The sequence below is a fragment of the Aquitalea aquatica genome (assembly GCF_013911085.1).
GTDB classification, from domain to species: domain Bacteria; phylum Pseudomonadota; class Gammaproteobacteria; order Burkholderiales; family Chromobacteriaceae; genus Aquitalea; species Aquitalea aquatica.
In genome coordinates, this window is sequence record NZ_JACERN010000024.1 from 138,290 (window position 1) to 162,974 (window position 24,685).

Annotated in this window: 22 protein-coding genes; 5 read left to right on the top strand and 17 right to left on the bottom strand. The window is 61.0% G+C overall.

Annotated elements, in window-relative coordinates; translation table 11 throughout:
- Window positions 1-286 precede the first annotated feature (286 nt).
- Together H2Z84_RS09250 and H2Z84_RS09255 are read left to right on the top strand one after the other, a co-directional pair.
- Window positions 287-979 (top strand): type 1 glutamine amidotransferase domain-containing protein, encoded by a 693-nt coding sequence (locus tag H2Z84_RS09250; protein ID WP_181835737.1) that lies wholly within the window; start codon window positions 287-289, stop codon window positions 977-979.
- Window positions 980-1,053: 74 nt separating this feature from the next.
- The gene (locus tag H2Z84_RS09255; RefSeq protein WP_181835738.1) at window positions 1,054-1,344 is read left to right on the top strand and encodes a putative quinol monooxygenase; all 291 of its coding nucleotides are present in this window, start codon (window positions 1,054-1,056) and stop codon (window positions 1,342-1,344) included.
- 66 nt (window positions 1,345-1,410) lie between these two features.
- On the opposite strand, the gene H2Z84_RS09260 is transcribed toward H2Z84_RS09255, so the two are convergent.
- The 3 genes from H2Z84_RS09260 to gntR all read right to left on the bottom strand — a co-directional run bounded on the left by H2Z84_RS09260 (window position 1,411) and on the right by gntR (window position 4,567).
- Window positions 1,411-2,718 carry an MFS transporter gene (locus H2Z84_RS09260; protein WP_309545463.1) on the bottom strand — a complete coding sequence of 436 codons (1,308 nt, stop codon included), beginning with the start codon at window positions 2,716-2,718 and terminating at the stop codon, window positions 1,411-1,413.
- A gap of 28 nt (window positions 2,719-2,746) precedes the next feature.
- Window positions 2,747-3,256, bottom strand: coding sequence for a gluconokinase (locus H2Z84_RS09265; protein ID WP_181835739.1), 510 nt, complete (start codon window positions 3,254-3,256; stop codon window positions 2,747-2,749).
- A gap of 285 nt (window positions 3,257-3,541) precedes the next feature.
- Complete coding sequence (gntR, locus tag H2Z84_RS09270) at window positions 3,542-4,567, bottom strand: HTH-type transcriptional regulator GntR (protein WP_181835740.1); 1,026 nt, start codon at window positions 4,565-4,567, stop codon at window positions 3,542-3,544.
- Between the two features lie 159 nt (window positions 4,568-4,726).
- Between gntR and H2Z84_RS09275 the strand changes: the two genes are divergently transcribed.
- Window positions 4,727-5,608, top strand: coding sequence for an endonuclease (locus tag H2Z84_RS09275; RefSeq protein WP_258869350.1), 882 nt, complete (start codon window positions 4,727-4,729; stop codon window positions 5,606-5,608).
- Window positions 5,609-5,693: 85 nt separating this feature from the next.
- On the opposite strand, the gene H2Z84_RS09280 is transcribed toward H2Z84_RS09275, so the two are convergent.
- The 11 genes from H2Z84_RS09280 to H2Z84_RS09330 all read right to left on the bottom strand — a co-directional run bounded on the left by H2Z84_RS09280 (window position 5,694) and on the right by H2Z84_RS09330 (window position 18,879).
- Window positions 5,694-6,077, bottom strand: a complete 384-nt coding sequence (locus tag H2Z84_RS09280; protein ID WP_181835741.1) for a hypothetical protein — start codon at window positions 6,075-6,077, stop codon at window positions 5,694-5,696.
- Window positions 6,078-6,305: 228 nt separating this feature from the next.
- The gene (locus H2Z84_RS09285; RefSeq protein ID WP_181835742.1) at window positions 6,306-7,298 is read right to left on the bottom strand and encodes a C45 family autoproteolytic acyltransferase/hydrolase; all 993 of its coding nucleotides are present in this window, start codon (window positions 7,296-7,298) and stop codon (window positions 6,306-6,308) included.
- Window positions 7,299-7,363: 65 nt separating this feature from the next.
- On the bottom strand, window positions 7,364-8,818 hold the full coding sequence (locus tag H2Z84_RS09290) for a biotin carboxylase (protein WP_181835743.1): 1,455 nt from the start codon (window positions 8,816-8,818) through the stop codon (window positions 7,364-7,366).
- Window positions 8,819-8,940: 122 nt separating this feature from the next.
- The gene (locus H2Z84_RS09295) at window positions 8,941-9,882 is read right to left on the bottom strand and encodes a carbon-nitrogen hydrolase family protein (protein ID WP_220272767.1); all 942 of its coding nucleotides are present in this window, start codon (window positions 9,880-9,882) and stop codon (window positions 8,941-8,943) included.
- A gap of 318 nt (window positions 9,883-10,200) precedes the next feature.
- Window positions 10,201-10,896, bottom strand: a complete 696-nt coding sequence (gene kdpE / locus H2Z84_RS09300) for a two-component system response regulator KdpE (RefSeq protein ID WP_181835744.1) — start codon at window positions 10,894-10,896, stop codon at window positions 10,201-10,203.
- Entirely contained in the window at window positions 10,893-13,589 is a 2,697-nt protein-coding gene (locus H2Z84_RS09305; protein WP_181835745.1) for a DUF4118 domain-containing protein, read from the bottom strand. The genes kdpE and H2Z84_RS09305 overlap by 4 nt, the downstream gene beginning before the upstream one ends.
- A 114-nt stretch (window positions 13,590-13,703) precedes the next feature.
- Window positions 13,704-14,276 carry a potassium-transporting ATPase subunit KdpC gene (gene kdpC, locus H2Z84_RS09310; RefSeq protein WP_181835746.1) on the bottom strand — a complete coding sequence of 191 codons (573 nt, stop codon included), beginning with the start codon at window positions 14,274-14,276 and terminating at the stop codon, window positions 13,704-13,706.
- Between the two features lie 28 nt (window positions 14,277-14,304).
- Window positions 14,305-16,428, bottom strand: a complete 2,124-nt coding sequence (gene kdpB, locus H2Z84_RS09315) for a potassium-transporting ATPase subunit KdpB (RefSeq protein WP_439823300.1) — start codon at window positions 16,426-16,428, stop codon at window positions 14,305-14,307.
- Between the two features lie 39 nt (window positions 16,429-16,467).
- Entirely contained in the window at window positions 16,468-18,276 is a 1,809-nt protein-coding gene (gene kdpA / locus H2Z84_RS09320; protein ID WP_181835747.1) for a potassium-transporting ATPase subunit KdpA, read from the bottom strand.
- 1 nt (window position 18,277) lies between these two features.
- Window positions 18,278-18,367 carry a K(+)-transporting ATPase subunit F gene (gene kdpF / locus H2Z84_RS09325; protein WP_103523108.1) on the bottom strand — a complete coding sequence of 30 codons (90 nt, stop codon included), beginning with the start codon at window positions 18,365-18,367 and terminating at the stop codon, window positions 18,278-18,280.
- Between the two features lie 320 nt (window positions 18,368-18,687).
- Window positions 18,688-18,879 carry a hypothetical protein gene (locus H2Z84_RS09330; protein ID WP_059285177.1) on the bottom strand — a complete coding sequence of 64 codons (192 nt, stop codon included), beginning with the start codon at window positions 18,877-18,879 and terminating at the stop codon, window positions 18,688-18,690.
- Between the two features lie 297 nt (window positions 18,880-19,176).
- On the opposite strand from H2Z84_RS09330, the gene H2Z84_RS09335 reads away from it, so the two are divergent.
- Complete coding sequence (locus H2Z84_RS09335) at window positions 19,177-19,947, top strand: sulfite exporter TauE/SafE family protein (protein WP_181835748.1); 771 nt, start codon at window positions 19,177-19,179, stop codon at window positions 19,945-19,947.
- A gap of 65 nt (window positions 19,948-20,012) precedes the next feature.
- Here H2Z84_RS09335 and H2Z84_RS09340 read toward each other — a convergent pair whose 3' ends face one another.
- The gene (locus H2Z84_RS09340; RefSeq protein WP_181835749.1) at window positions 20,013-20,732 is read right to left on the bottom strand and encodes a GntR family transcriptional regulator; all 720 of its coding nucleotides are present in this window, start codon (window positions 20,730-20,732) and stop codon (window positions 20,013-20,015) included.
- 355 nt (window positions 20,733-21,087) lie between these two features.
- Between H2Z84_RS09340 and H2Z84_RS09345 the strand changes: the two genes are divergently transcribed.
- Complete coding sequence (locus H2Z84_RS09345; RefSeq protein ID WP_181835750.1) at window positions 21,088-21,510, top strand: acyl-CoA thioesterase; 423 nt, start codon at window positions 21,088-21,090, stop codon at window positions 21,508-21,510.
- 22 nt (window positions 21,511-21,532) lie between these two features.
- On the opposite strand, the gene mnmC is transcribed toward H2Z84_RS09345, so the two are convergent.
- Window positions 21,533-23,509, bottom strand: coding sequence for a bifunctional tRNA (5-methylaminomethyl-2-thiouridine)(34)-methyltransferase MnmC2/FAD-dependent 5-carboxymethylaminomethyl-2-thiouridine(34) oxidoreductase MnmC1 (mnmC, locus tag H2Z84_RS09350; RefSeq protein WP_181835751.1), 1,977 nt, complete (start codon window positions 23,507-23,509; stop codon window positions 21,533-21,535).
- Window positions 23,510-23,630: 121 nt separating this feature from the next.
- On the bottom strand, window positions 23,631-24,671 hold the full coding sequence (mnmH, locus tag H2Z84_RS09355) for a tRNA 2-selenouridine(34) synthase MnmH (RefSeq protein WP_181835752.1): 1,041 nt from the start codon (window positions 24,669-24,671) through the stop codon (window positions 23,631-23,633).
- Window positions 24,672-24,685 lie beyond the last annotated feature (14 nt).

Consider the following 24,685-nt stretch of genomic DNA (forward strand, 5'->3'; position numbering starts at 1 on the left):
CAGCACGATAGCGGCGCTGTACGGCACCTTATGGCTACCCGGCTCGCTCGTCCGCGACATGGCTTTGCGTGCGGTGCCTGCCGGGAACTGCCGTCGCCGGTAGTGGCTGCTGTTCAGTGGCAAAACGCGTAGGAATAGGCAAGGGTGGCGGAGTTTGTGTACTTGTTCTGCTCTGCCCGATCTTCTACATTGCCTGCATTGGGTATTTTATTTACTACAGTTTAAATCGATTGCGAAGTCAATACCGGTGTGCAGGGCAGCTGGCAAGCCGATAAAGGGTCCGGGCATGAAAAAAATACTGATGGTGGTGACCAGCTTTGAAAAATATCCGCAAACAGCCAGGGCCTGTGGGCTATGGCTGGGGGAAGCCGTCCATTTTGTCAGTCGGGTAGAAGCGGCGCGCTATGAAGTGGACATTGTCAGTCCGCGTGGTGGTTATACGCCGATTGATCCGCTCAGCCTGGCCCTGGCCGACGAGCTGGATTGGGAGTGGTATCAGAACAAGAGCTTCATGAACCGGCTGGGCAGCACGCTGAAACCCGCTGCGGTGAATCCGCAAGACTATGCCGCCATCTATTACGCCGGCGGTCACGGTGCGGTGTGGGATTTTCCGGACAATACCGCGCTGCAAGCCATTGGCCGGCAGATCTACCAGCAAGGTGGGGTGGTCAGCGCGGTGTGTCACGGTGTGGCTGGCTTGCTGAATATCCGTCTGGACGATGGCAGCCTGCTGGTCGAAGGCAAGCAGATGAGCTGTTTTTCCAATACCGAGGAGCGGCTTTCCGGGTTGGCGGGGCAGCTACCCTTTCTGCCAGAAAGTGAACTGGTCAAGCGTGGTGCCAGCTACCACAAGGCGGTGGAACCATGGGAGCCATGTGCGTTGGTCGACCAGCGTGTTCTCAGCGGGCAGAACCCGGCTTCAACCGCGAGGCTGGCCGAACTATTACTGGAGGCATTGCGCACGCATTCCTGGCCGTGATGCCCGACCGGTGCTGTGTCGGCGTAAGATAGGTCTGTTCCGGCCCGTGGCCGCAGTCAGCACAAGGAATCGTCATGAGTGTATTCATCTTTGCCACCCTGCAATGCCAACCAGAAACCACTGCCGCAGTGTGCGCGGCCATGCGTGACATGCAGCAAGCCAGTCGGCAGGAGCCCGGCTGCCTGCAATACCAGGTATTGCAGGCGACTGATCAGCCCCATGTGCTGCATGTGTTCGAGGCCTATCAGGATATGGCGGCAGTCGAGGCACACCGGGCGGCGGCACACTATCTGGCTTATCGCGAGTGGGTGGCGGACAAGCTGGCCGCGCCGGTTGAGATAAAGCTGTTGCAGCCGCTGGACTGACCAATGGCTCAGCTGTGACAAGGCCCGCTTACCGCGGGCCTTGTCATTGGTGTTGCGCTTGCTTCATCAGCGACGAGCGGGCGCTACTGGCGGTTCTGCAATGGCTTCGATCCGTCCCAGCAGGAAGACAAAGGCCAGCATGCCAATAATCAGCATCACCCCGGCCACCAGGAAAGCATTGGTAAAGGAGTGGGTGCTGCCCACGATATAGCCGGTGACGATGGGGGCTACCGCGCCCATCATGTTGTTGGCGAAGTTCATGATGCCGCCCACCGTGCCGGTGCCGCCATGCGGTGCAATCAGCGAGGGCAGCGACCATCCCACCGGTGCAGCAGCCGCCAGCCCGCTGAGCGCGATGGTGATCCAGATGATGGCGATGACCGGGTCGCTGGTGGTGGTCGCACCGAAAACTGCCAGTCCCAGCAGCATGCCGCTCAGCAGCACGCCTTTGCGCACAAGCGTTTCATCGTGACCACGGGCAATCAGGTGGTCGATCAGCCAGCCGCCTACCAGCAGGTCGGACAGGGTGGCGAATATCCACGGGATGGCGGCATAGCTGGCTGATTTCAGAATACTCATATGCATGGTCTGCACCAGATAGCCGGGCAGCCAGGTCAGAAACAGGTAGAACACATAGCCATACGCAGCGAAACCGATGGACAGCCCCCACACCTTGCGCTGCCGCAACAGGTAAGCCAGCATGGCCAGCGATCCGCTCTGGCCCACGCCCTCGGGCGTGGCTCCGCCGTCCACGATATGGCGGTATTCCTCTGCCGACAGCTTGCTGTCCTGGCTTGGATCACGATAGATCAGGGTGAAGGCGACGAAGTAGGCCACGCTGAGCAGGGCCGTGAGGCCAAAGCCCCAGCGCCAGCCCAGATGGACCACGGTGAGCGCCACCAGCGGCACGCCGATTACATTGGAAAACTTGGCGGCAGCATCAAAAATCGCCGTTGCCATGGCCCGTTCGCGACGCGGGAACCAATAGCCGGTGGCCTTGGCGCTGACCGGAAAGCCTGGTGCTTCCGCCACACCCAGCAGGGCGCGTGCCAGGAAAATACCGCCAAAGCCGCCGGCACAGGCGGTCAGCGTAGAGGCCACTCCCCACAGCAATGCTCCCCAGCGTCCCACCCGGGTAACACCGAAGCGATCCAGAATCATGCCTGTTGGAATCTGCAGTAGCGCATAAGTCCAGAAAAAGGCACTGAACAACAGGCCCAGATCGCTGTTGGACAGATGAAATTCCTGTTGCAGCTGCGGGGCGGCCACCGACAGGCTGATGCGGTCGAAATAATTGACCAGTACGCCAATGCCCAGCAGGCCACCAATGCGCCAGCGCCGTTGCGGCATGGTCGTGGAGTGGAGTGTTGTCACCTGAATTCTCCTTGTTAAGGATGTGTTGTTATTTGTCTTGAACCAGCTGTGGCAGCAGCTGCTGCAACAGGCTGTCTACTGGCTGGCTGACATCGCAGCGGATGCAGCTTTCATCGGCAGCCGGCTCTTCCAGATCGTGGAACTGGCTGTCCAGCAGAGTGCCGGGCATGAAATGGGCGCTGCGTGCAGCCATGCGCTCGGCAATCAGCGCTTTGCTGCCGGCAAGATGAACGAACAGCAAATTCGCATCGCCACGGCGCAAGGTGTCGCGGTAGCGACGCTTGAGTGCCGAGCAGGCCAACACCATGGGTTGGCCCTGGGCCACACCTGTGGCCAACCGTTGTGCCAGCAGCTCCAGCCAGCTCGCACGGTCGGCATCGGTCAGCGGAATGCCGGCTGCCATGCGTGCAATATTCTCAGCCGGGTGATAGCTGTCGCCTTCGATGTAGCTGGCGTTGAGTGCATTGGCCAGGGCCAGGCCCAGGCTGCTTTTGCCGCAGCCTGCTACCCCCATGACCACAATATTGGGAATATTCATGTTAGCGCTAACATATTGCAGTGAAAGAAAGCCGCCGAAGCGGTGAGTGCGGGATGTTAGCGCTAACAAATTCATGGCAGCAACGTCTTTTCATGCTGCATGGCAGCAGAGCATGCTGGTTCAGTCTGCAGATGGTGGGGCGCTTAGCCTACGGCGGGTGGTTTGTACGGTTTTTTGTAGATGAAAGCACATTGGAATCAATGGCTTGACTTGTAGGTGCGGCTAGCCTGGGTTGGCTGGTGGACGGGAAAAGGACTGTGGCGCAGGCCACCACAGCCGCTGTGCTCAGGTACTGCCGCGCTGTTGCAGCTGGAAGCCCAGATCAAGGCAATGGCTGGCGCTGGCGTCCTGCTGCCCCTGTAGCTGTTGCAGCAGCAGGCGGGCTGCGGCTGCGCCAATGGCAAAGCGCGGGGTGGCGATGGTGCTCAGTGCCGGTGTGGTCCAGGCCGCAGCCTGCAAATCGTTGAAACCGGCAATGGCCAGTTGCGTGGGAACAGCAATGCCGCGCTGCTGGCAGCGGGCAATGGCGCCGATGGCCAGGTCGTCATTACAGCAGAATACGGCGTCGCAGTCGGGGTGGGCGGCCAGCAGCTGATCGAGCAGGTCCGCCCCCAGCTGCATGCTGGACGGGGCCGGGTTCAGCCACTCCAGCGCCGGGTCATGACAGCCGGCAGCGGACAGTGCCTGGCGGTAGCCTTGCAGCCGTTTCAGCACTCGTTCGTCCAGCTGGGCGGCCAGATAGGCGATGCGCCGTCGGCCACGCTCCAGCAGATGGCGGGTCATGGCTGCGCCGGCCGCTTCCTGTGACAGCCCGACGCAGGGCCTGCCGTCATCACTCAGATCCATCATGTATACCGCCGGCAGCTGTCGCTCCTGCAGGATGCGGCTGAATGCCTCGGCCTGCTGCAGCCCGGTCACCAGCAAACCGTCCGGGCTGTGTTGCAGGTAGGCCCGTAACAGCGCCAGTTCCTCGCTATCGCTGTAATGGGTATTGCCGATCAACATCTGGTAACCGGCCGGCTGCAGCACCGATTCGATGCCGGCCAAGGCGTCGATGAACACGGTGTTGCTCAGTGAGGGGATCAGCACCAGTACGGTGTGCGAGCGGGCTGATGCCAGCTGGCGTGCCGAGCGATTGGGTACATAGCCGAGTTGTTCGACTACCTGCAGGATTTTTTCACGCAGGGCCGGTGTGACCCGCTCTGGCGAGTGCAAGGCGCGGGACACGGTAATGGCGCTGACACCGGCCGCCTGGCCGACATCATGCATGGTGACGCCGGTGCCGGAACGAAGGCGCGGTTTTCTCGACATGCTCTACCTGCTGTGAAAGCCGGGCGACGCTGCCCGGTGGCGGAATTGTAACGCAGTCAGGCCCGCTCACGCTGTTTGCCGCTTGCTCTGCCCTGTTTGAAAATGCGGCGGCGGCGGTTATAGTGCCCCTCCCCAAAGTACAGGAGTCGACCAAGCGCGATGACCCGCGGTGGTGGCACGGTAGAAATGCAAAAACTGTTTTATGGCTTGTTGTTGCTGGCATTGTGCGGCTGCGACAAAGACGGTGGCGTCAAGCTGCCGCGTGAAGTGAAAACGCTGGCCCAACTGGGCGAAACCGTAATGCGGCAGCTGCAAGCGGCCAGTGGCCAGGGGCCAGGGCCGGTGGGCGGGCAAAGCGACAAGGTGGTGCTGTCTGCACTGGTGCGGGGTGACAAGGCGGTGGGCCACCGCGATTTCAATGGGGCCAAGCGGGTACTGCCCAAGATATTTGCCGGCATGCAGGAGGATTTTTATTGCGGCTGTGCTTACGAGGGCAAGGCGGTGGACTGGCTATCCTGCGGTTATGTGCCGCGCAAGAACGCGGAACGCGCCCGACGCATCGAGTGGGAGCATGTGGTGCCGGCCTGGGTGCTGGGCCATCAGCGCCAGTGCTGGCAGCAGGGCGGACGCAAGAATTGTTCGAGCAATGACGACGTTTACCGGCTGGCTGAAGGTGACCTGAACAATCTGGTGCCGGCGGTGGGCGAGGTGAATGCCGATCGCAGCAATCTGTCTTACGGTGCCTGGGCCAAGCAGCCAACGCGCATTTACGGCCAGTGTGGCACGGTCGTCGATTTTGCTGGCAAGCGGGTTCAGCCGCGTGAAGAGGTGCGCGGCCGTGCAGCCCGCATCACCTTGTACATGCATCAGCGTTACGGGCTGAACATGAGCCGGCAGGACCGGCAGCTAATGTGTGCCTGGGCAAGACAATACCCGGTGGACAGCTGGGAGGCGCAGCGCAATGCCCGCATTGTCGGTTTGCAGGGGGAGGGTAACTTCCTGGTCAGTCAGCCGGCGCGGCTGGCGGATGTCTGCGGTTAAGACCGGCTGACACAAGCCCCGCTCCGGCGATGCGCCTCCTTGCCGTACTGCTGATACTGTTGTCAGTGGTGCCAGGAGCTGCTGTTCAGGCAGCGGGGGTGTTCTTGCGCCGGCTGCGAGCCGGTTTGGCTACGCTCTCGGCCGCAGGCTGTTCTGCCGCGGCCGGGGAGGACGGGCTGTCAGTGCTGGCCAGGGGTGAGGTGCTGTCTTCCGCCACGCGCAGATCGGGGGCGATTTCGGTGAGCAGTTGTTCCAGCAACTTGCTACGGGCCGCGATGTGATGATCGAAGCGCCAGTCTTTCAACAGATCCAGAGCCACTTCGAAATAGCGCATATCGATCTGGTATAGCGCCCCCAAGTCAAAGGGCCGTCCCATTTCCAGTGCGGCGGCCAGGTCCTTCAATACCTGGACTTGCTCATGATCCTTATTTTCTTCGATAAAACGGCGGATTTTCTTGGCGGCGTTCATGATGGCATTCCTCGGTGTCGCAGCGCTGACTTAATCATGTCAAGTAACAACAGCTGAACTTAAGTATTGTAAAAACCGGGTACAGTCTGCCACAGGCTTTGTTTGAAAATGATGACCAATTTATGACAGTGAGTGAAGCTGTCATCTGCGCTCAGGGTTAATACTGCCACCTGGCAGTCCGCAAGCGCCCTGAACAGGCGGGCGGCTTGCTGGCTTTTTGCTATGCGGCTAAGCGCCGTGATTGGCGTCGAAGCGCACATTCAGCACACCTTCCTGCACATCCAGGCAGTACTGTGGCCAGCGCATGTCTGGCCACAGTAGTTCTGCCATCAGGGTTTGCGGATGGTAGGCCGCCGTATACAGCGTGCCATAGCCACGGCCATAGGCGGTCTGGAATAGCGGCGGCCGTAGCAGCGTGCGCAGTACGCTATCCGCTGTTTCTGCCTTGCGTACCCCCTGGTTCAGCATCCATTCCCGTTCTTCAGACAGTGTGGCACGAGCATGCGCCTGCCATTCCACGCCGTGCTGATGGTTGGCCACAGCCGGGCGGTAGACCACTTCGGTCGGCCGGTCTGGTGCCACGAAGACGGTTGCCCACTGGCAATGGCGATCCAGCAGGGTGATGTTGTAGGTCATGTGCACCGGTAGGCGTTGCAAGATGGCCACGGCTTCGCTGGTATTGCCAGCCGTTTCCAGCACATAGCGCATCACCAGCGGGATACCGAAGCCCTCGCCAACGGCGGTGCGGCCACCAAAGGATAGCGAAGCGGCCAGGCCGTCTTCGTTGATGCCGTCCAGCGCGCCCCACAGGCAGTCGCTCATGGCCAGCACCTGGCGGCCCAGCCAGCGGGTGGACAGCCAGCTCCCTTCCAGCAGTAGCGGAGCGTAGTCGTAATTGCGTGCCAGCAAGGGGCCTTCTACGCCGTAGGGGTCGATCCATACCGCTTGCGAGCAGCCGGAAATATACGATGGCGGACACCATTGCGACAGAAAACGCGCTTCCAGATCGCCGCCCCCGGCCAGTTCGCATAGTTGTAGATACAGCCCAGCCAGCTCAGGCATGTGCTGGCGCAGCGCACGTCGCCCAGCCAGATAAGAGGGCCGGGCACGATAGCCATCGCGCAGAAACCATTGCTGATAGGCCGGCCACCGTAGCTGGAACAGCGCCTGCCAGCGTGCTCCCGGCGTGTCTTCCCGGATTGCTTCGAATGTACAGCGCATGTGACTCACTAGGTTGATGGCCGCCACCGTCTTGCCGGCGGCGACCTGGGGTGGCGCTGAGGAGATTATAGAATCTTGAAGGCGCCGGGGGCGGGAACTTGCTCTTCGTGCACGGCCATGATCGGCTTGGCGGCATAGTATTTCTTGATGCCGGCTATCCAGTTGCGTGCACGCTCGTTGAGGGCGAAATCATCGGTCATCGAACGGCCGCGCGTGATCAGGATACCCAGGTCGGCACCTTCGTAGCGGTAGTCGCCCGGCCCGCCGATGCGCAGGAAGAACGCCTCGTTTTCCGATTCGATATCCTGACGCTTGTAGTCGAAGCGGTGGTAGGACACCGAGCCATCGTCTGCCATGCGGTAGATGCCGGTGGCCGGGGCGTGGGTGATGATGTCCACATTGTTGGCGGTGTGCTTGATCACCAGCTGGCTCCAGCTGTCGATGAAGGCCGGGTTGGCCCAGCGCGCGTTGAGTTCTTCCACGTCCAGTTCGAACTCGATGCCGGAGAATTCCAGCAGGTGGAACAGGAACAAGGGCACATCGGCATAGGCGAAGGCAGCGTGATTGGTCATCGGGCTGGCACCGCAGATGCGCGGGTTCAGTTCGCCCAGATAGACTTCATCGGTGTCCTTGTCGATGAGGAAATCCAGGTCGAAGTAGCCGCGATAGCCTTCGGCCATCAGCTGGTTGCCGAAGCGGTAAGCCATGTCACGTGCCTTGGCGCGGACTTCTTCGCTGAAGGCTCCGGGGAAGATCTCGTTGCCGCACCAGCCGCCGCGATAGGGGGTCAGTTCTGCTTCGCCGACAACTTCGGTCAGCAGTGGGCCGACCAGTGTGCCGCTGCGGGTGGCACAGGCTTCCAGGGTGGCGCCGCGGCAGTTGATGCGCTTCATGATCTTGACTTCCGGGTCCTGGATGATTTCCTCGGCATGCCGGTCGAAGTCTGTTTCGCTGGAAATGAAGAAGGTGGTATGGCCGGAGTCGCCGAAGGCGGTCTGTACTACCAGTTGTTCGCCCAGACCATGTGTTTCGGCAATCTCGCGCAGATGGGCATAGCTGTCCACCTTGCACAGGGCATTGGGGACCGAAGGCACGCCAGCCTTGTTGCCGATGCGCACGGTTTCCATCTTGTTGTCACAGCGTTCACGTAAGGCCGCGCTGGGGAACCACACCTCAATGCCCAGTTCTTCGCACAGCCGTTCGGTTTCGGCATCGAACATCAGGAATACTGCCACCGGGCGGCCGCCGGCGCGCTCGACATAATCCACCACATCCTTGTGTTGCAGCAGATAGTTGTTGATGTCTTCGATGGACTGGAACTCTTCATGCGGCAGTTGCGGCGGCACGAACACATTGGGGTGGCGGCCATCGAGGCAGTCGATGTAGTTGATGTATTTGAAGCGATTGACCCACTGGTCTATGCCCAACAGGTTGAAGTTGGTGGCACTGATGAAGTAGATCGGCCGTTCATTGCGGTGAAACAGCAGGCGTAGATCGGAAATATTGCTGACTTTTTGCATGGGGTGCTCTCCCTGAGCGGCTCGCGGTGGGGTCTGGGGTTTCTGTGGCTGCAAGGTGGCTTGCCGCCAGCTCTGCAGCCATTGCCGGCAATAGCGCAGCCAGCCTATTGCCAGGATGCTGGTCATGACTGGCTCTGGCTGGCGGCCAGTGCATCGCTGTCAGCCTTGATTTCAGCCATCGGGCCGCCGGGGCCGGACAATTCACCCTGATGGTGGTCTTCTGGTTTGGTCAGCGGGCCCAGCTGGTACAGATAACTGTCGAGGCCGCTGTCACGCTGATACACCGGGAAGTCGCAGCGCCGGTCGCGGAAGCTCTTCAGTGGCTGGCCCAGGCCACGCAGGCCGCGTTCGCGTTCGTGCCGGACACGCTCAAAGTCGATTTCCACCGGAATGATTTCCGGGCCATTGCCCGCCTGGTGCAGCACGTAGCCCGCAGGGTCCACCACGATGGAGCGGCCGACGCCGCCATCACCCACCCCGTTGATGTCGAGGAAATACACCTGGTTGGTGACGGCGGAGGCCCGGGCAATGGCCAGTTCCACTTCGCGGTCTATGGTGTCGGTCATGGTCGGGTGCAGGATGACCTCCGCACCCATGGCTGCCAGCGTGCGGGTGGTTTCCGGGAACCACATGTCGTAGCAAATGGAGATGCCGATACGTCCGGCATCGGGCACGTCGAACACCACGAACTGGTCGCCGGCGGTAATGCCTTTTTCGTAGGGCAGGAAGGGGAACAGCTTGCTGAAGCGAGCGATGACCTCGCCTTGCGGATTGATCACCGGGCTGGTGTTGAAAACCTGGCCATCGCGCAGTTCGAACAAGGAACCGGGGATCAGCCAGATACCGTGCTGGGCGGCGATCTGGCACAGCCGCTGTTCGGCATCGCCCGGCATGGTTTCCGCTTTCAGCGGGCTGGGGCCGTAAGCGGCCAGCTCGGAAAACAGCACCATGTCGACCCAGGGAAAGCGGTGTTTGACATGGGCGACGTAATGCCCCATGCGCGTGATGTTTTCTTCGAAGGCAGAAACCGACATCTGGATGCCGGCAATGGCGAAGCGTTTCAAGGTCTCTCCCGTATGGATGCACGCGCTGCTGAGTGGCCAGGCGTGAAGCACAAGCCAAGCGTGCAATGCAGCGCGAGGCGATGTTGGTGGGAGAGCAGTCTACAAATGTGGGAAGGCGGCCAGAAATAGCCGATTTCTGATTCAGTAGCCAGGAAATGGACTATCCATTTGACTGGAAATTTCCAGGTTATGCCGGATGGGAGGGAGGGGCTGCCGCAAAATGCGTTTTGCGGCGTGTGGCCGGGAGGGGGCGGCGCTACGGGCCTGGGATGGGGGCTGGCTGCCGCGACCTGCTAGGCGGCAAATCCGCCAGCGGGATCAGCCTTCCAGCAGGCGGTAGCCGACGCCGGTTTCGGTAAGAATATGCTGCGGCATGGCCGGATTGTCTTCCAGCTTTTGCCGCAGATGGCCCATGTAGACGCGCAGGTACTGGTTATGCTCGGAGAAGGATGGCCCCCATACCGCCAGCAGCAGTTCGCGGTGGGTGATGACCTTGCCGGCATTGCGGATCAGCGTGGTGAGCAGACGGTATTCGATCGGGGTGAGGTGCACCGTGGCCTCGCCCTTGTGCACGCTGCGCGCTACCAGATCGACCCTGATGTCACCAAAGGCAAAGGTCTGGGCCGGGGCGGCACTGCCATTGCCACGCCGGCGCAGCAGTACGCGGATGCGCGCCATGCATTCGGCCACGCCAAACGGCTTGGTCAGGTAGTCATCGGCACCGGCATCCAGTGCCTGCACTTTTTCCGCTTCCTGGGTGCGAGCGGACAGCACCAGGATGGGCAGGTCGGTCCATTCGCGCAGCTGGCGAATGACCTCGATGCCGTTCATGTCTGGCAGGCCCAGGTCCAGTATCACCAAATCCGGTTTGCGGGTGGCCACTTCGATCAGGCCCTGCTTGCCGTTTTCTGCCTGGTGTACCACCCAGTTGTCGCCATCCAGCGCCGAGGCCAGAAAGCGGCGGATCGGTTTTTCGTCCTCGATGACGACCAGCTTGACTGGGTTGTCGCTCATGGCTTGATCTCCTCTTCGCAGGGCAGGGCCGGCATGGCGCGTACCGGCAGGGTGAAGCTGAAGGCAGCACCATGTGGCCGGAGATTGGCCGCCCGGATGACGCCGCCGTGGGCTTCGACGATGCTGCGGCAGATGGCCAGCCCCAGTCCCACGCCCGGTGTGGTGGATTCGCTGTTGCCACGGCTGAACTTGTCGAACAGCTTTTGTTCCTGGCCTGCCGGCAGGCCAGGCCCGTCGTCCTGCACGCAAACACGCATTGTAGCGCCCTCGCAGCTGGCACTGAGCGTGATATGACTGCCGGGCGGGGTGTATTTGGCGGCATTTTCCAGCAAGTTCACCAATACCCGTTCGATCAGCACGGCGTCGTACTCCAGCACGGGCAGTCCGGCGGGCAGTTCGATCTGCAGTTGGTGCTGCACCAGGCTGCGCTGGCAGGCGCGCACCGCGCTGCCTACCACATCGTCCAGCAGCTGCCATTCGCGGTTGAGCTGCACGCCGGACTGCAGCTTGGCCATGTCGAGCAGATTGGTGACCAGATGATTCATGCGCAGTGATTCTTCCTGGATAGACTGGGCAATATCAGCCTGCTTGGCGGCATTCACCTGGCCGGTGGCCAGGATGCTGGACAGCCCGACCAGGGTGGTGAGCGGGGTGCGCAAATCGTGCGAGATCACCGCCAGCACGCTGTTGCGCAGGCGCTCCGATTCCATGGCGACGATGGCGTCTTGCGCTACCTCGACATAATGCACGCGCTCCAGTGCCAGGGCGATCTGGGCGGCGCAGGTTTCCAGCAGGCGTTGCTGTTCGGGCAGGAAAACCTGATCAAGCTGCTCGGGCAATACGGCGAGTACGCCGCGATTGCGCATGGGTGCTTTCAGCGGCAAATAGAGCATGGCATTGGCCGGCAGGGTCTGGGTGCCCAGGCCTGCTGGCTGTTGCTTGTCATACACCCACTGCGCCACGCCGGGATCGGCCTGGGCATGGCTGTCGTTTTCAGCGCGCAGTTCTTCATTACTGTTGGGGGTGAATAGCACGATGCTGGCATTGAATAGCGGCTGCAGGCGGCTGACCGCGGTGTCGATGATCTGGTTGGCGGTGAGCGCACCGGCCAGCTCACGGCCCAGATCATACAGGGCGCGGGTGCGGCGCTCGCGATAGGTGGCAATGGTGGCCTCAAAGCGCAGGCGGGCGGTGAGCTGGCTAATGATGAGGGCCACGGCAAACATCACGGCAAAGGTCAGCAGGTATTGGGTATCTGATACCGAAAACGACATGCGCGGCGGCACGAAAAAGAAATCGAAGGTGGCCACTGCCAGCAAGGACGCCAGCACCCCGGGGCCACGGCCAAAGCGCACGGCAACCAGTACCACCGCCAGCAGATACACCATCACCACATTGGAGAGCTCAAAAAACGGCGCCAGCAGGCTGGCCAAGCCCGTGGTCAGCAAGCAGGCCAGCAGCGCCGCCAGATAGCCGTGCCGCTGTTGCTGACGGCGGGCTTCGCCAAACAGCAGGCTGTTGAAGCCGTCACGTGTCTGCGGCTGTTGATCTTCCAGCTCGTGGGCCACCACGTAGACATCGACATCATTGGCCTGCAGCGACAGTTGCTCCAGCAGTGGCCGTCGCCACAGCCGCTGTAGCTTGCTGCCGGCGGATTTGCCCACCACCAGCTTGGACACATTGCGAGTACGGGCATAGGCCAGCAGGGTAGCGGCCAGGTCGCTGCCGCCGAGTACGGTGGTTTCCGCGCCCAGTTCCTGCGCCAGCTTCAGGCCTTTCATGATGCGGCTGCGCTTGGTTTCCGACAGGCCTTGCAGCTCGGGTGTTTCCACGAAGACGGCAATCCAGTCGGCATCCAGGCTGGCGGCCAGCCGTTTGCCGCTGCGTACCAGCTTTTCGGTGCCGGGGCCATGCCCCACGCAGATCAGCAAGCGTTCGCGGGCATGCCATACCGGCTTGATCGACTGGTCGGCGCGGTAGGCGCGCATTTGCGCGTCCACCCGGTCGGCGGTGCGGCGCAGGGCCAGCTCGCGCAGGGCCAGCAGATTGCCCTTGCGAAAGAAGTTTTTCACCGCGCGTTCGGCCTGATGGGAGATATATACCTTGCCGGCTGCCAGGCGGGCCAGCAGCTCGTCCGGCGGCAGGTCGACCAGCGACACTTCTTCAGCCTGATCGAATACATGATCCGGCAGGGTTTCCCGTACCACGATGCCGGTGATCTGGCCCACTACATCATTCAGGCTTTCCAGATGCTGCACATTCAGCGTGGTATAGACATCGATGCCGGCGGCCAGCAGCTCTTCCACGTCCTGCCAGCGTTTGCTGTGACGCGAACCGGGCACATTGGAATGGGCGAATTCGTCCATCAGGATCAACTGCGGATGGCGGGCCAGCGCAGCATCCAGATCAAACTCGGCCAGACTGCGGCCCTTGTACTCGATGCGGGTGGCTGGCAGCACTTCCAGGTCTTGCAGCTGGGCCTCGGTTTCCTTGCGGCCATGGGTTTCCACCACGCCCACCAGTACCTTGCAGCCTTCCTGCTGGCGCACGCGGGCGGCACTGAGCATGGCATAGGTCTTGCCCACGCCAGCGCAGGCACCAAAGAAAATTTTCAGCCGGCCGCGTTGTGCGGCCAGCTCTTCCTGCTTCAGTTCATCCAGCAGGGCATCGGGATCGGGGCGGGTATCCGTCATGTTCAGTCCATCAGCGCGTATGGCGGTACAGCATAATGCCCTGCCGGTAAGGGCAGGGCGTCAGGGGGGCGCATCCGGCCGGGGCCGGACGCGCAGATCAAACGGCTAGCGGGTTTACTTCACCGCATCCAGTGCCAGATTCAGCTCCAGCACATTGACCCGAGGTTCTCCCAGCAGGCCGAAGGTTTCGCCAATGATATGATCATCCACCAGTTGGTGCAGGCGTGCCAGCGGCATGCCGCGTGCCTGGGCGACACGCTCCAGCTGGTAATAGGCGGCAGCCAGCGATATTTCCGGGTCCAGCCCGCTGGCGGATGCGGTGACCAGATCAACCGGCACTGTGGCGGTTTGCGTGGGGTGAGCCTGGCGCAGGTGGTCGAGATTAGCCTTCACCGCATCCAGCTGGGCCTGGTTGGTGGGGCCGAGGTTGGAGCCGCCGGAGCTGCCGGCATTGTAGGCCATGGGGCTGGTGGCCGACGGCCGGCCCCAGAAATACTTGTCGCCGGAAAACTGCTGACCAATCAGGCGGGAGCCGATGATCTGGCCGTTTTTCTCGATCAGGCTGCCATTGGCCTGTTGCGGAAACAGCGCCTGGGCTAGCGCCGTGGTCAGCAGCGGATAGGCCAGGCCGGTCAGCAGGGACAACATGGCGAACAACAGCAGTGCCGGACGTAGGGTTTTAAGCATGTTGATTTCCTTCAGGTGAGGGCGCGGTTCAGACCAAGCCCACGCTGCCCAGCAGCATGTCGATCAGCTTGATGCCGGCAAAAGGCAGCAGCAGGCCGCCCAGGCCGTAGATCAGCAGGTTGCCGCGCAGCAGTTCGGCTGCGCTTCTGGCGTGGTATTTCACCCCCTTGAGGGCCAGCGGAATCAGCACCACGATGATCAGCGCATTGAACACCACCGCCGACATGATGGCCGAGGCCGGGCTGTTCAGGCCCATCACGTTCAGCGCATTCAGCTGCGGATAGGTGCTGGCAAAGGCCGCCGGGATGATGGCGAAGTACTTGGCCACGTCGTTGGCGATGGAGAAGGTGGTGAGCGAGCCGCGGGTCATCAGCATCTGTTTGCCGATTTCCACGATCTCGATCAGCTTGGTGGGGTTGGAATCCAGATCCACCATATTGCCGGCCTCTTTCGCCGCCTGGGTGCCGGTGTTCATCGCCACCGCCACATCGGCCTGGGCCAGCGCCGGTGCGTCGTTGGTGCCATCGCCGGTCATGGCCACCAGCTTGCCTTCGGCCTGATGGCTGCGGATCAGCTTGAGCTTGGCTTCCGGCGTGGCTTCGGCCAGGAAGTCGTCCACGCCGGCCTCTGCTGCAATGGCGGCGGCGGTTAGCGGGTTGTCGCCGGTGATCATGATGGTTTTGATGCCCATCTGGCGCAGCTCGGCAAAGCGCTCCTTGATGCCACCCTTGACAATGTCCTTGAGCTCGATCACTCCCAGCGCGCGGTTGCCTTCGGCCACCAAGAGCGGGGTGGAACCACGCCGCGCCACTTCATCGGCGCTCTTGCTCAGCGCATCGGGGAAGACCCCGCCTTGCTCGGCGATATGACGGCGAATGGCGTCGATGGCCCCCTTGCGGATTTGCCGGCCATCGTAGTCGATGCCGCTCATGCGGGTTTGCGCGGTAAACGGGATGAAGGTGGCTTCGTGGCTGGCAAGCTCGCGTTCGCGCAGGGCGAATTTCTGCTTGGCCAGTACCACGATGCTGCGCCCTTCCGGGGTTTCATCCGCCAGTGAAGCCAGCTGTGCGGTATCGGCCAGCTGTTGTTCGCTGATGCCCGGTGCCGGCACGAATTGCGAAGCCTGACGATTGCCCAGGGTGATGGTGCCGGTCTTGTCCAGCAGCAGCACGTCCACGTCGCCTGCCGCTTCCACGGCACGGCCGGAAGTGGCAATCACATTGGCCCCCATCATGCGGCTCATGCCCGCCACGCCAATGGCCGACAGCAGGCCGCCGATGGTGGTGGGAATCAGGCAGACCAGCAGCGCCACCAGGGTGGTGATGCTGATGGGCGAGCCGGCCTTGGCCGCCTCCACGCTGAACAGCGAGTAGGGCAGCAGGGTGACGGTGACGATCAGGAAGACAATGGTCAGCGCCACCAGCAGGATGGTGAGGGCGATTTCATTGGGCGTTTTCTGGCGCTTGGCGCCTTCCACCATGGCGATCATGCGGTCGAGGAAGGTTTCGCCGGGATTGGCGGTGATTTTCACCACGATCCAGTCCGACAGCACGCGGGTGCCGCCGGTGACCGAGGAGAAGTCGCCGCCGGATTCCCGGATTACCGGCGCGGATTCGCCGGTAATGGCCGATTCGTCCACCGAGGCCACGCCATCGATGACTTCACCATCTACCGGGATGACATCGCCGGCTTCCACCAGCACGATGTCGCCCTTTTTCAGGCTGTGGCCATCGACAATGGTGACGCCAGCGTCGCGGCGCGGGCCGGACAGCTTTTTGGCCACCACGTTTTTCTTGGCCGAGCGCAGGCTGGCGGCCTGGGCCTTGCTGCGGCCTTCGGCCAGTGCTTCGGCAAAGTTGGCAAACAGCACGGTAAACCACAGCCATAGGGCAATGGCCAGGATGAAGCCGGGCGCGGCCTCGCCCTTGCCGGCCAGCGCCTGCAGCCACAAGGCGCTGGTGAGGATGCTGCCTACATAGACGACAAACATCACCGGATTGCGCCACTGGGTACGTGGCGACAGCTTCTTGAAAGAGTCGATGATGGCCGGTTTGATCAGGGCCGGGTCAAACATGCCCTTGCCCGGTTTGCTGTGCTGGCTGGCTGTGTTGTTTGTTGCCGCCGACAGATTGGAATGATTGCGATCGTTCATCTTGTTTTCCTTGATCCTGTTGCGTATCCACGCCCAGGATTAATGTCCGCTCACCATGTGCAGATGCTCCACCACCGGCCCCAGCGCCAGTGCCGGAACGTAGTTGAGCGCCCCTACCAGCAATACCGTGCCGATCAGTAGCACCACGAACAGCGGGCCGTGAGTGGGCAGGGTGCCAGCGTTAACGGCCAGGCGTTTCTTGGCTGACAGCGAACCGGCAATGGCCAGAATGGGCACAATCATCAGAAAGCGGCCAAAGAACATGGCGATGCCGGTCATGATGTTGTAGAACGGCGTATTGGCAGACAGGCCGGCAAAGGCGCTGCCGTTATTGTTGGCAGCGGAGGTAAAGGCATAGAGGATTTCACTGAAGCCATGCGCGCCGGGGTTGGCAATGCCAGCCTTGCCGGCATCTACGCTCACCGCAATGGCGGTCAGCACCAGCACCAGGATCGGCGTCACCAGAATGGTGATGGCCGTCATCTTCATTTCATAGGTTTCAATCTTCTTGCCCAGATACTCCGGCGTGCGCCCCACCATCAGGCCGGCAATGAACACCGCCAGAATGGCGAATACCAGCATGCCGTACAGGCCGGAGCCCACACCGCCGAAGACCACTTCCCCCAGCTGCATCAGGAAGGTCGGTACCATGCCGCCAATAGGGGTGAGCGAGTCATGCATGGCGTTGACGGCACCGCAGGAAGCCGAGGTGGTGACCACGGTAAACAGCGCAGTGTCGATGATGCCGAAGCGGCTTTCCTTGCCTTCCATATTGCCGCCGGACTGCAGGCTGCTGGCCTGCTGGTCCACGCCCATGGCGCTCAATTGCGGCACACCGGCCTGCTCGGCGCTGGTTTCCACCACCACGGCGGTGGCAAACATCAGCAGCATCGCGGCCAGAATGGCCCAGCCCTGACGGCGATCACCCACCATGCGGCCAAAGACAAAGCACAAGGCTGCCGGAATCAGGAAGATGGCCAGGTCTTGCAGGAAGTTGGACAGCGGTGTCGGGTTTTCAAAAGGATGGGCCGAGTTGGCGTTAAAGAAACCGCCACCATTGGTCCCCAGCATCTTGATCGCTTCTTGTGAGGCAACCGGGCCCATGGGCAGGGTTTGCTGCTGGGTTTGGCTATCCACCATGATGGGTTTGCCGTCCTTGTCCTTTAGCGGATTGCCTTGCGCATCCAGCTTGGCCTGTTGGAAGTGGGTGGCTTCCACGGTATGCGCTGTCTGGTAGGGCAGCAGGTTCTGGATGACGCCCTGTTGGGTCAGTGCCAGCGCGAATACCAGCGACAGCGGCAGCAGGATATATGCGGTAAAGCGGGTCACATCAACCCAGAAATTGCCTATCCGGGCCGAGCTGTGACGGGCAAAGCCGCGAATCAGCGCAATCACCACGGCTGCACCTGTTGCGGCGGACAGGAAGTTCTGTACCGTCAGCCCCAGCATCTGGGTTAGGTAGCTCATGGTGGTTTCGCCGCCATAGCCTTGCCAGTTGGTATTGGTGACAAAGGAAATGGCGGTGTTGAAGGACGAATCAGGCGTCACCGCCGCCATGGCTTGCGGGTTGAACGGCAGCGCGCCTTGCAGGCGCTGCAGCCCGTACACGGCCAGCACGCCCAGCAGATTGAATACCAGCAGGGAAATGGCATAGGACTTCCAGCCCATTTCCTCGTCCTGGCGAATGCCCGCCAGGCGATAGAGCAGTTTTTCCAAGGGCGCGACAAAACGTAGCGGGCCGGGATTTTCACCCTGCATGATGCGGGTGATCCAGCTGGACAAGGGCCAGGCCAGCGCCAGCAAAACCAGCAGGAACAAACCGAGTTGGAGAATGGCAGGTGTGCTCATGTCAGAAATTCTCCGGTTTGAACAGGGCGTACAGCAGATAGGCCAGCAGCCCCAGGGCCAGCAGGGCGCTGATGACGTAGAACAGGTTCATGGCTATTTGCCCTCCGCGTGTTGGCAGAGCTGCACGAACGTGAGCGTCAGCGCAGTGAATCCCAGAGTCAGGCCCAGATAGACCAAATCCATTTTGCATTTCCTTTACGAGGCGATATGTGCCAGTGAAAGGTACGCAATCGGACGTCAAAAACCTGATAAAAAGCCGAGAGGGGGGATAAAGAAACTATAAAGACGCTGCCAAGGACGCCTGCGCAGGGGCAGTGGCCAGCAGAAATGGGGGATTTTTGACGACAGAAAAGGCAGCAAGCGCCAAGAAAGTGGCGCTTTGACAGAGTGAGGTGATACTGCGCGGCAGCGCTAGAACAGATCGTCTTCGCTGCGCTCCGCCATGAAGCGGGCGTCATCACGGTCATGGGCACGCTGGCGGACTTTTTGTTGCCGGCAGCGTTCGGTGTCGCTCAATTGCGGCTTTGCTACCGCGTACAGAAAACTTTCATGCTGATCGCGTGCCTGCTTGCGGCGGACACTGAGAGGAATACGGGAAATCATCCTTGCACCTCCAGATTGGGTACATCACATGCGGTCGGTTGTGCCAACCATTAAAACTTGACTGTATTTCAAACATTTGTAAAGTCTGAAACGTCGCGCAATACGCAAAATGTTGTGTGTTTGCCGCGACAGTCTTCACTAGCTATGGTTATTTTTAGCAGATTTGTTGCTGGATTGCCGGCCAGCATTGGCTATGGCACGTCATAGATTTATATCGAATATTGATTAAATCAAACAATCTAGTTGGTTATATATTGTGTGCAGTAGGATAGCGCCAGAACTTAGTTTGGAGCTGTCATGGAGTTGGGATACGCAGTGGCTGGCCTGGTGGTGGGCTTTATCGTCGGGCTGACCGGGGTAGGGGGTGGTTCCCTGATGACCCCAATCTTGCTGTGGTTCGGCATTTCGCCGGCCACCGCAGTCGGTACCGATCTGCTATACGCTGCCCTGACCAAGGCCGGTGGCGTGTTCGTCCATCACAAGCAGAAACATGTCGACTGGAAGCTGACTGCCTGGCTGGCTGCCGGCAGTGTGCCGGCATCGCTGCTGACGCTGGGTATGTTGTCCTGGCTGCATTTGTCCAGCCACGCGCTGGACTCTGTGTTCAAACTGGTGCTGGGTGTGGCGCTGCTGTTGACTGCCGCTTCCATTCTGCTCAAACCCCGCCTGATCAAGCTGATCAATCCGCAGGGCCATCCGCCGGCCGAATTTGTATTGAAACCGCTGCCTACCGTACTGATTGGCGTTGGCCTGGGGGTGCTGGTTACGCTTAGTTCCATCGGTGCCGGCGCGCTGGGTACGCTGGCCTTGTTCCTGCTTTATCCGGCCCTGCCCACCACCCGCCTGGTCGGTACGGAAATCGCCCATGCCGTCCCGCTGACCCTGGTTGCCGGCTTGGGCCATGCCAGCATGGGCAACCTCAACTACATGCTGCTGCTGAATCTGCTGATGGGCTCCTTGCCGGGCATCTGGCTGGGCAGCAAGCTGACCCGTCGCCTGACCGATGCCTGGCTACGGCCGGCGCTGGCGGTGATGTTGGCGGTAGTGGGAGCCAAGCTGGTGATGTAATGCCCTGTTTGCCGCAATGAAAAAGAGCCGCTGCTGCGGCTCTTTTTCATTATCACCCGCCCGACTCAGTCCGGGCTTGCTGGGCGTGGCTTGCGCCCACGTTTGCTGCTGGGGGGGCTCTGGTGGGCCAGATACCAGGCTTCCAGTGCTTCTTCGGCATGCATGATGTGCTGCTTGAGAAAGGCGGCGGCAGTGATGGCGTCTTTCTGGCGGCATAATTCCAGTAGGTGGTTGTGCTCCAGATGCGCGCGGTCGTTGAAGCCGGTCAGCAGAATCTGCATGCGGGTGTAGCGGTCGGTGCGGTTATGTAATTGTTCGATCAGTGCCAGGGTTTGTGGTCGTCCTGCTGCCTGATACAGCGCCAGGTGAAAACTGGCATTCAACAGGCCCCAGGTGGCGACATCCTGATTGTTCAGCGCAACCTCAAAGCGCGCCAGCAGCGCTTCGGCGACCGCGATGTCCGCAGCAGTCTGGCGCGGTATGGCTTCCAACAGCATGTCGCATTCCAGCAGCACCCGTACGCGTAGCAGTTCGACGATTTCCGGCAGGGATAATTGGCTGACCACGGCACCGCGCCGTTCGATGATCCGTACCAGTCCTTCGGCTTCCAGCTGGCGCAAGGCCTCGCGTACCGGTACCCGGCTGACGCCCAGTTCGCGTGACAGCGCTTCCTGACGCAACTGGGTGCCATCCGGCCATTCGCCGGACAGAATACGCTGGCGTAGGGTATCGGTTGCCGTGGCAGTGAGGGTTTGTTGTGGGGATTCTGTTTTTCTGGCTGGCATGTTGTGGCTCCCGTCTGGCGCTACAGTAGCACAAGCGGCAAGTTCACCACAAAAACGCCGTGGGTGGTCTTTGCCCTATCCGGCGGGGAGGCAGAAAAAATGAGCCCCGCCTTGGGGGACGGGGCTCCAGCTTGCACCTTCGCTCAGGTGACTGGCAGCCAGGCAGTAGGGGGGGATCCACCCGCGCTGGCGGACAGTCATGCTGCCGCTGTATTCAAACAATACCGGGGCAGCCGTGGCAGTATGTCGGGTTCTGATTGCCTGGTTTGACGTGATTGCATGGTTTTTTTGTGACGGACTTTGACGGCAGCGTTATGATGCAATACAACATGACGTTAACGTAAGGAGTGCTGTCTTGGAAAAGTCCTATCCCATCATCGACCGCCAGACCATCACCATGCGCTGGGGCGATATGGATGCGGTCGGTCATCTCAACAATACCTATTATTTCCGCTATCTGGAGCAGATTCGCCTGAATTGGCTGGAGGCGCTGGGGCATGGTATCGACCCGCAGAGCACCGGTCCGGTGCTGGCCAGTACCTCTTGCACCTTTCGCAAGCAACTGACTTATCCCGCAGTGGTGGAAATCACCATCGAGCTGGAAAAGCTGGGCCGCAGCAGCCTGCAGCTACGCCATCATTTCTATCGCCTGGGCGATCCGGACACCGTGTACGCCTATGCCGACGTGACGCTGGTGTGGGTGGATTATCAGGCGGGTGTGCCGGTGGCCATTCCGGATGACATCCGTCAGGCCATCGAGCGCGCCATCGCGGCTTGAGTATTGCTTGTGGCGGGGCTGATCAGTCCTGCTTGCGGATCAGCTTGCGCAGCAGGAAACGGCTGGGATGCACCGCCTGCATCAGCGCCTGCGGTAGCGGTGCCGCTTCATTGTCCAGATAGGCCGCCAGGATTTCGCCAGAAAGCGGAGCGGTAATCATGCCGCGTGAGCCGTGGGCGGTATTGACATACAGGCCGCTGATCCAGGGTGAGGCAGTATCCAGCTTGAGCGTGGCATCGTTGGCCAGTTCGCGATAGCACTCGGCAAACTGGCGGCGATCGGTCACCGGGCCGATCAGCGGCAGGTAGTCCGGGCTGGTGCAGCGGTAGGCGGCGCGGCCGCCAATGGCTTGCAGCTTGAGTTCTGCCGCACCCACCGCCTGATGCATGGCCGGAGCAAGCCCCGCCAGCATGTCCAGGTTTTCCTGGTGCTCCGCTTCATTGGGTAACAGGTTGTCTGCCTCGAACTTGAAGGTGGCACCCAGGCAGTGTTGCTGCTGCCGTACCGGCGAAATATAGCCTTCGCCACACAATACGGTTTGCAACTGGCTGCTGGCGGCGGTAGCCGCTACCGTGCTGACCTGGCCGCGAATCGCCTTTAGTGGCAGGTGGCTGGTGCTGTCGAAGCGTGCCGTGTCGGCCGCCGCCGCCAGGATGACGGCACTACCCATGGCCAGTGGGCCTTCTTCATTGCTGGCCAGCCAGCATTGTTCTAGCGGGTTCCAGTCCAGCTCCAGTACCGTGCTGGAGGTCCGTAGCTGGATATTGGGATGGCTGCACAGTGCATGGACCAGGCTGGGTGGATTCAGCCAGCCGCCCTGCGGGAAAAACAGTCCGCCTGCCGGTAGTGGCAAACCAGCGATCGTGCTGGCCTCCTGCTGGCTGACCAGGCGTAGCAGGCCGTCGGGCAAGCCGGCGCCTGCCAGCTGTGCTTGACGCGTGGCTTCCTTGTCATCCTGTGCCAGTTGCAGCACGCCACAGGCGCGCCAGCTCTCGTCCCCTTGTTCCAGCAACTGGTGCAGCAAGCGCAGCGAGTAGGCATAGCCGGACAATACCAGCCGGGTCAGCGGGGTGAAGTGGGGGGAGAGCTTGGTATACAGCACGCCTTGTGGATTGCCCGAGGCGGCCTGCGCCAGCTGTGGCAGCCGTTCCACCAGTGTCACCTGCCAGCCGCGCTGGGCCAGGCTGTAGGCGGTGGAGGCACCGGCGATGCCGCCCCCCACCACGATGGCTGAACGTTCCTGCCCCGGCTGTGCTGCCGGGCGGGCATACCAGGGAGGCGTCCATGGCTGGGCCGGAGCGGTGACCAGCTGACCGCAGCTCATCTCACGCTTCTGGCCGTGGCCGGCTACCTTGCTTACGCGGAAACCTGCTTCTTTCAGACCGCGCCGGACAGCACCAGCACAGGTGAAGGTGGCGAAGGTGGCGTCTGCTGCCGACAAGCTGGCCATGGCCTGAAACAGCGCTGGCTGCCACATGTCCGGGTTTTTCGATGGGGCGAAGCCATCCAGAAACCAGGCATCAATGCGAGCGTCCAGCTGTGGCAGCACCTCGAGCACATCGCCTACCAGCAGGGTGAGGATGATGCGGCCACCCTCCAGCACAAAGCGGTGCCAGCCACTACTCAGCACATCGTATTGGCGTAGCAGCTGCTGCGCCTGGCTGGCCAGCTCCGGCCACAAGGCCAGCGCTTGGCCAAGATCCTGCGCGGTCAGCGGGTATTTTTCAGCACTGATGAAGTGCAGCCGGGCGGTGGCAGGGGCATGTTGCAGGAAGTATTGCCAGGCACAGAGAAAGTTGAGGCCAGTGCCGAAACCGGTTTCGCCTATGCTGAACTGGCCGTCGGGCGGCAGGGCGGCAAACCGCTCGGCCAGCTGATTGTGCTGGAGAAAAACATGGCGGGTTTCTTCCAGCCCGCTGCTGCGGGAGAAATAGACATCACCAAAGGCGACCGAGACGGGCTGGCCGTCCAGCCAATCGAGTTGTGCGTATGAGCTCATGCCAGCTGCGAGATGAATGCGATAAGGAAGGCTGTCATTCTACTCTGTCTGCGGCTGCACTAGCGCCGGATTGCATGGAAAAGATTGCAGCTGTTGCTGGTAAAACTTGTAAGGAGTGGTCTTATTCGCGAATCACGCTGGCTACAGCATCCAAGAGGGCTGGGCTGAGGCCGGGCACCCTCAGCAACTGTGATTGTTGCAAATGAGTGTAGTGGCGGTTCATCGAACGGAAATACAAAGGGTCGTAATGCTGGATCAGCAGTTGTTCCACCAGGCTGGCAAACTGGCCCTGTTCAATCATGTCCTGCCATTGCTGTAGCTGCTCACGTGAGTGGACCGCCTTGAGAAAGCCTAGCTGGGTAACCAGTCTGTCTGGTTGCTGCAGATAGAAATCATAGTCTTCCAGCAAGAAGCGCACGCGTTCCGCCAGGGCAACCTCCATGCTCAGGCATTCGCTGGCGTGCATGCGCGAAAACAGGCTGTCCGGCAGGCTGAGTGTGCCGATTTTGCGGCTTTCGGATTCGATGAACACCGGGCGCGCCGGGTCCAGCTGCAATATGGCCAGGCGCAGCATGCTGTCGAACCACTTCTGCGAGGGTTGGGGTTGATCGGGCAGGCGCCCCAGCACCGAGCCACGATGCACGGCCAGGGCTTCCAGATCCAGCACCTGTTTGCCGTTGCGCTGCAGGGCATGCAGCAAGCGGCTCTTGCCCGAGCCGGTGGGGCCGCAGATGACCTTGAGCCGCAGCGTGGCCGGCAGGCTGGCCAGATCGGCCAGCACCTGATGGCGATAGCTTTTGTAGCCGCCTTCTAGCTGGTGGGTATTCCAGCCGATCTGGCTGAAAATGATGGCCATCGAGGCCGAGCGTTGACCGCCGCGCCAGCAGTAAATCAGCGGCTTCCAGGCTTTCGGCTTGGCATGGAAATGCTGCTGTAAGTGACGGGCGATATTCTGTGCCACCAGTGCAGCGCCCAGCTTGCGTGCCTCGAAAGGGCTGACCTGCTTGTAGAGAGTGCCTACCCGGATACGTTCTTCATCATCCAGTACCGGGCAATTAATGGCGCCAGGCAGGTGATCTTCGGTGAATTCGGCTGGCGAGCGCACGTCGATGATCTCGTCAAATTCAGCCAGCTGTGATAGTTTCGCGACCTTGAAAAGCATGGTGGGAGTTGCCC

Excerpts from the sequence above, each read along its gene's own strand:
- H2Z84_RS09250 (WP_181835737.1), top strand. The coding sequence starts at position 287 with ATGAAAAAAATACTGATGGTGGTGACCAGCTTTGAAAAATATCCGCAA.
- H2Z84_RS09255 (WP_181835738.1), top strand. The coding sequence starts at position 1,054 with ATGAGTGTATTCATCTTTGCCACCCTGCAATGCCAACCAGAAACCACT.
- H2Z84_RS09265 (WP_181835739.1), bottom strand. The coding sequence starts at position 3,256 with ATGAATATTCCCAATATTGTGGTCATGGGGGTAGCAGGCTGCGGCAAA.
- gntR (WP_181835740.1), bottom strand. The coding sequence starts at position 4,567 with ATGTCGAGAAAACCGCGCCTTCGTTCCGGCACCGGCGTCACCATGCAT.
- H2Z84_RS09275 (WP_258869350.1), top strand. The coding sequence starts at position 4,727 with ATGACCCGCGGTGGTGGCACGGTAGAAATGCAAAAACTGTTTTATGGC.
- H2Z84_RS09280 (WP_181835741.1), bottom strand. The coding sequence starts at position 6,077 with ATGAACGCCGCCAAGAAAATCCGCCGTTTTATCGAAGAAAATAAGGAT.
- H2Z84_RS09285 (WP_181835742.1), bottom strand. The coding sequence starts at position 7,298 with ATGCGCTGTACATTCGAAGCAATCCGGGAAGACACGCCGGGAGCACGC.
- H2Z84_RS09290 (WP_181835743.1), bottom strand. The coding sequence starts at position 8,818 with ATGCAAAAAGTCAGCAATATTTCCGATCTACGCCTGCTGTTTCACCGC.
- kdpE (WP_181835744.1), bottom strand. The coding sequence starts at position 10,896 with ATGAGCGACAACCCAGTCAAGCTGGTCGTCATCGAGGACGAAAAACCG.
- H2Z84_RS09305 (WP_181835745.1), bottom strand. The coding sequence starts at position 13,589 with ATGACGGATACCCGCCCCGATCCCGATGCCCTGCTGGATGAACTGAAG.
- kdpC (WP_181835746.1), bottom strand. The coding sequence starts at position 14,276 with ATGCTTAAAACCCTACGTCCGGCACTGCTGTTGTTCGCCATGTTGTCC.
- kdpB (WP_439823300.1), bottom strand. The coding sequence starts at position 16,428 with ATGAACGATCGCAATCATTCCAATCTGTCGGCGGCAACAAACAACACA.
- kdpA (WP_181835747.1), bottom strand. The coding sequence starts at position 18,276 with ATGAGCACACCTGCCATTCTCCAACTCGGTTTGTTCCTGCTGGTTTTG.
- kdpF (WP_103523108.1), bottom strand. The coding sequence starts at position 18,367 with ATGAACCTGTTCTACGTCATCAGCGCCCTGCTGGCCCTGGGGCTGCTG.
- H2Z84_RS09330 (WP_059285177.1), bottom strand. The coding sequence starts at position 18,879 with ATGATTTCCCGTATTCCTCTCAGTGTCCGCCGCAAGCAGGCACGCGAT.
- H2Z84_RS09335 (WP_181835748.1), top strand. The coding sequence starts at position 19,177 with ATGGAGTTGGGATACGCAGTGGCTGGCCTGGTGGTGGGCTTTATCGTC.
- H2Z84_RS09340 (WP_181835749.1), bottom strand. The coding sequence starts at position 20,732 with ATGCCAGCCAGAAAAACAGAATCCCCACAACAAACCCTCACTGCCACG.
- mnmC (WP_181835751.1), bottom strand. The coding sequence starts at position 23,509 with ATGAGCTCATACGCACAACTCGATTGGCTGGACGGCCAGCCCGTCTCG.
- mnmH (WP_181835752.1), bottom strand. The coding sequence starts at position 24,671 with ATGCTTTTCAAGGTCGCGAAACTATCACAGCTGGCTGAATTTGACGAG.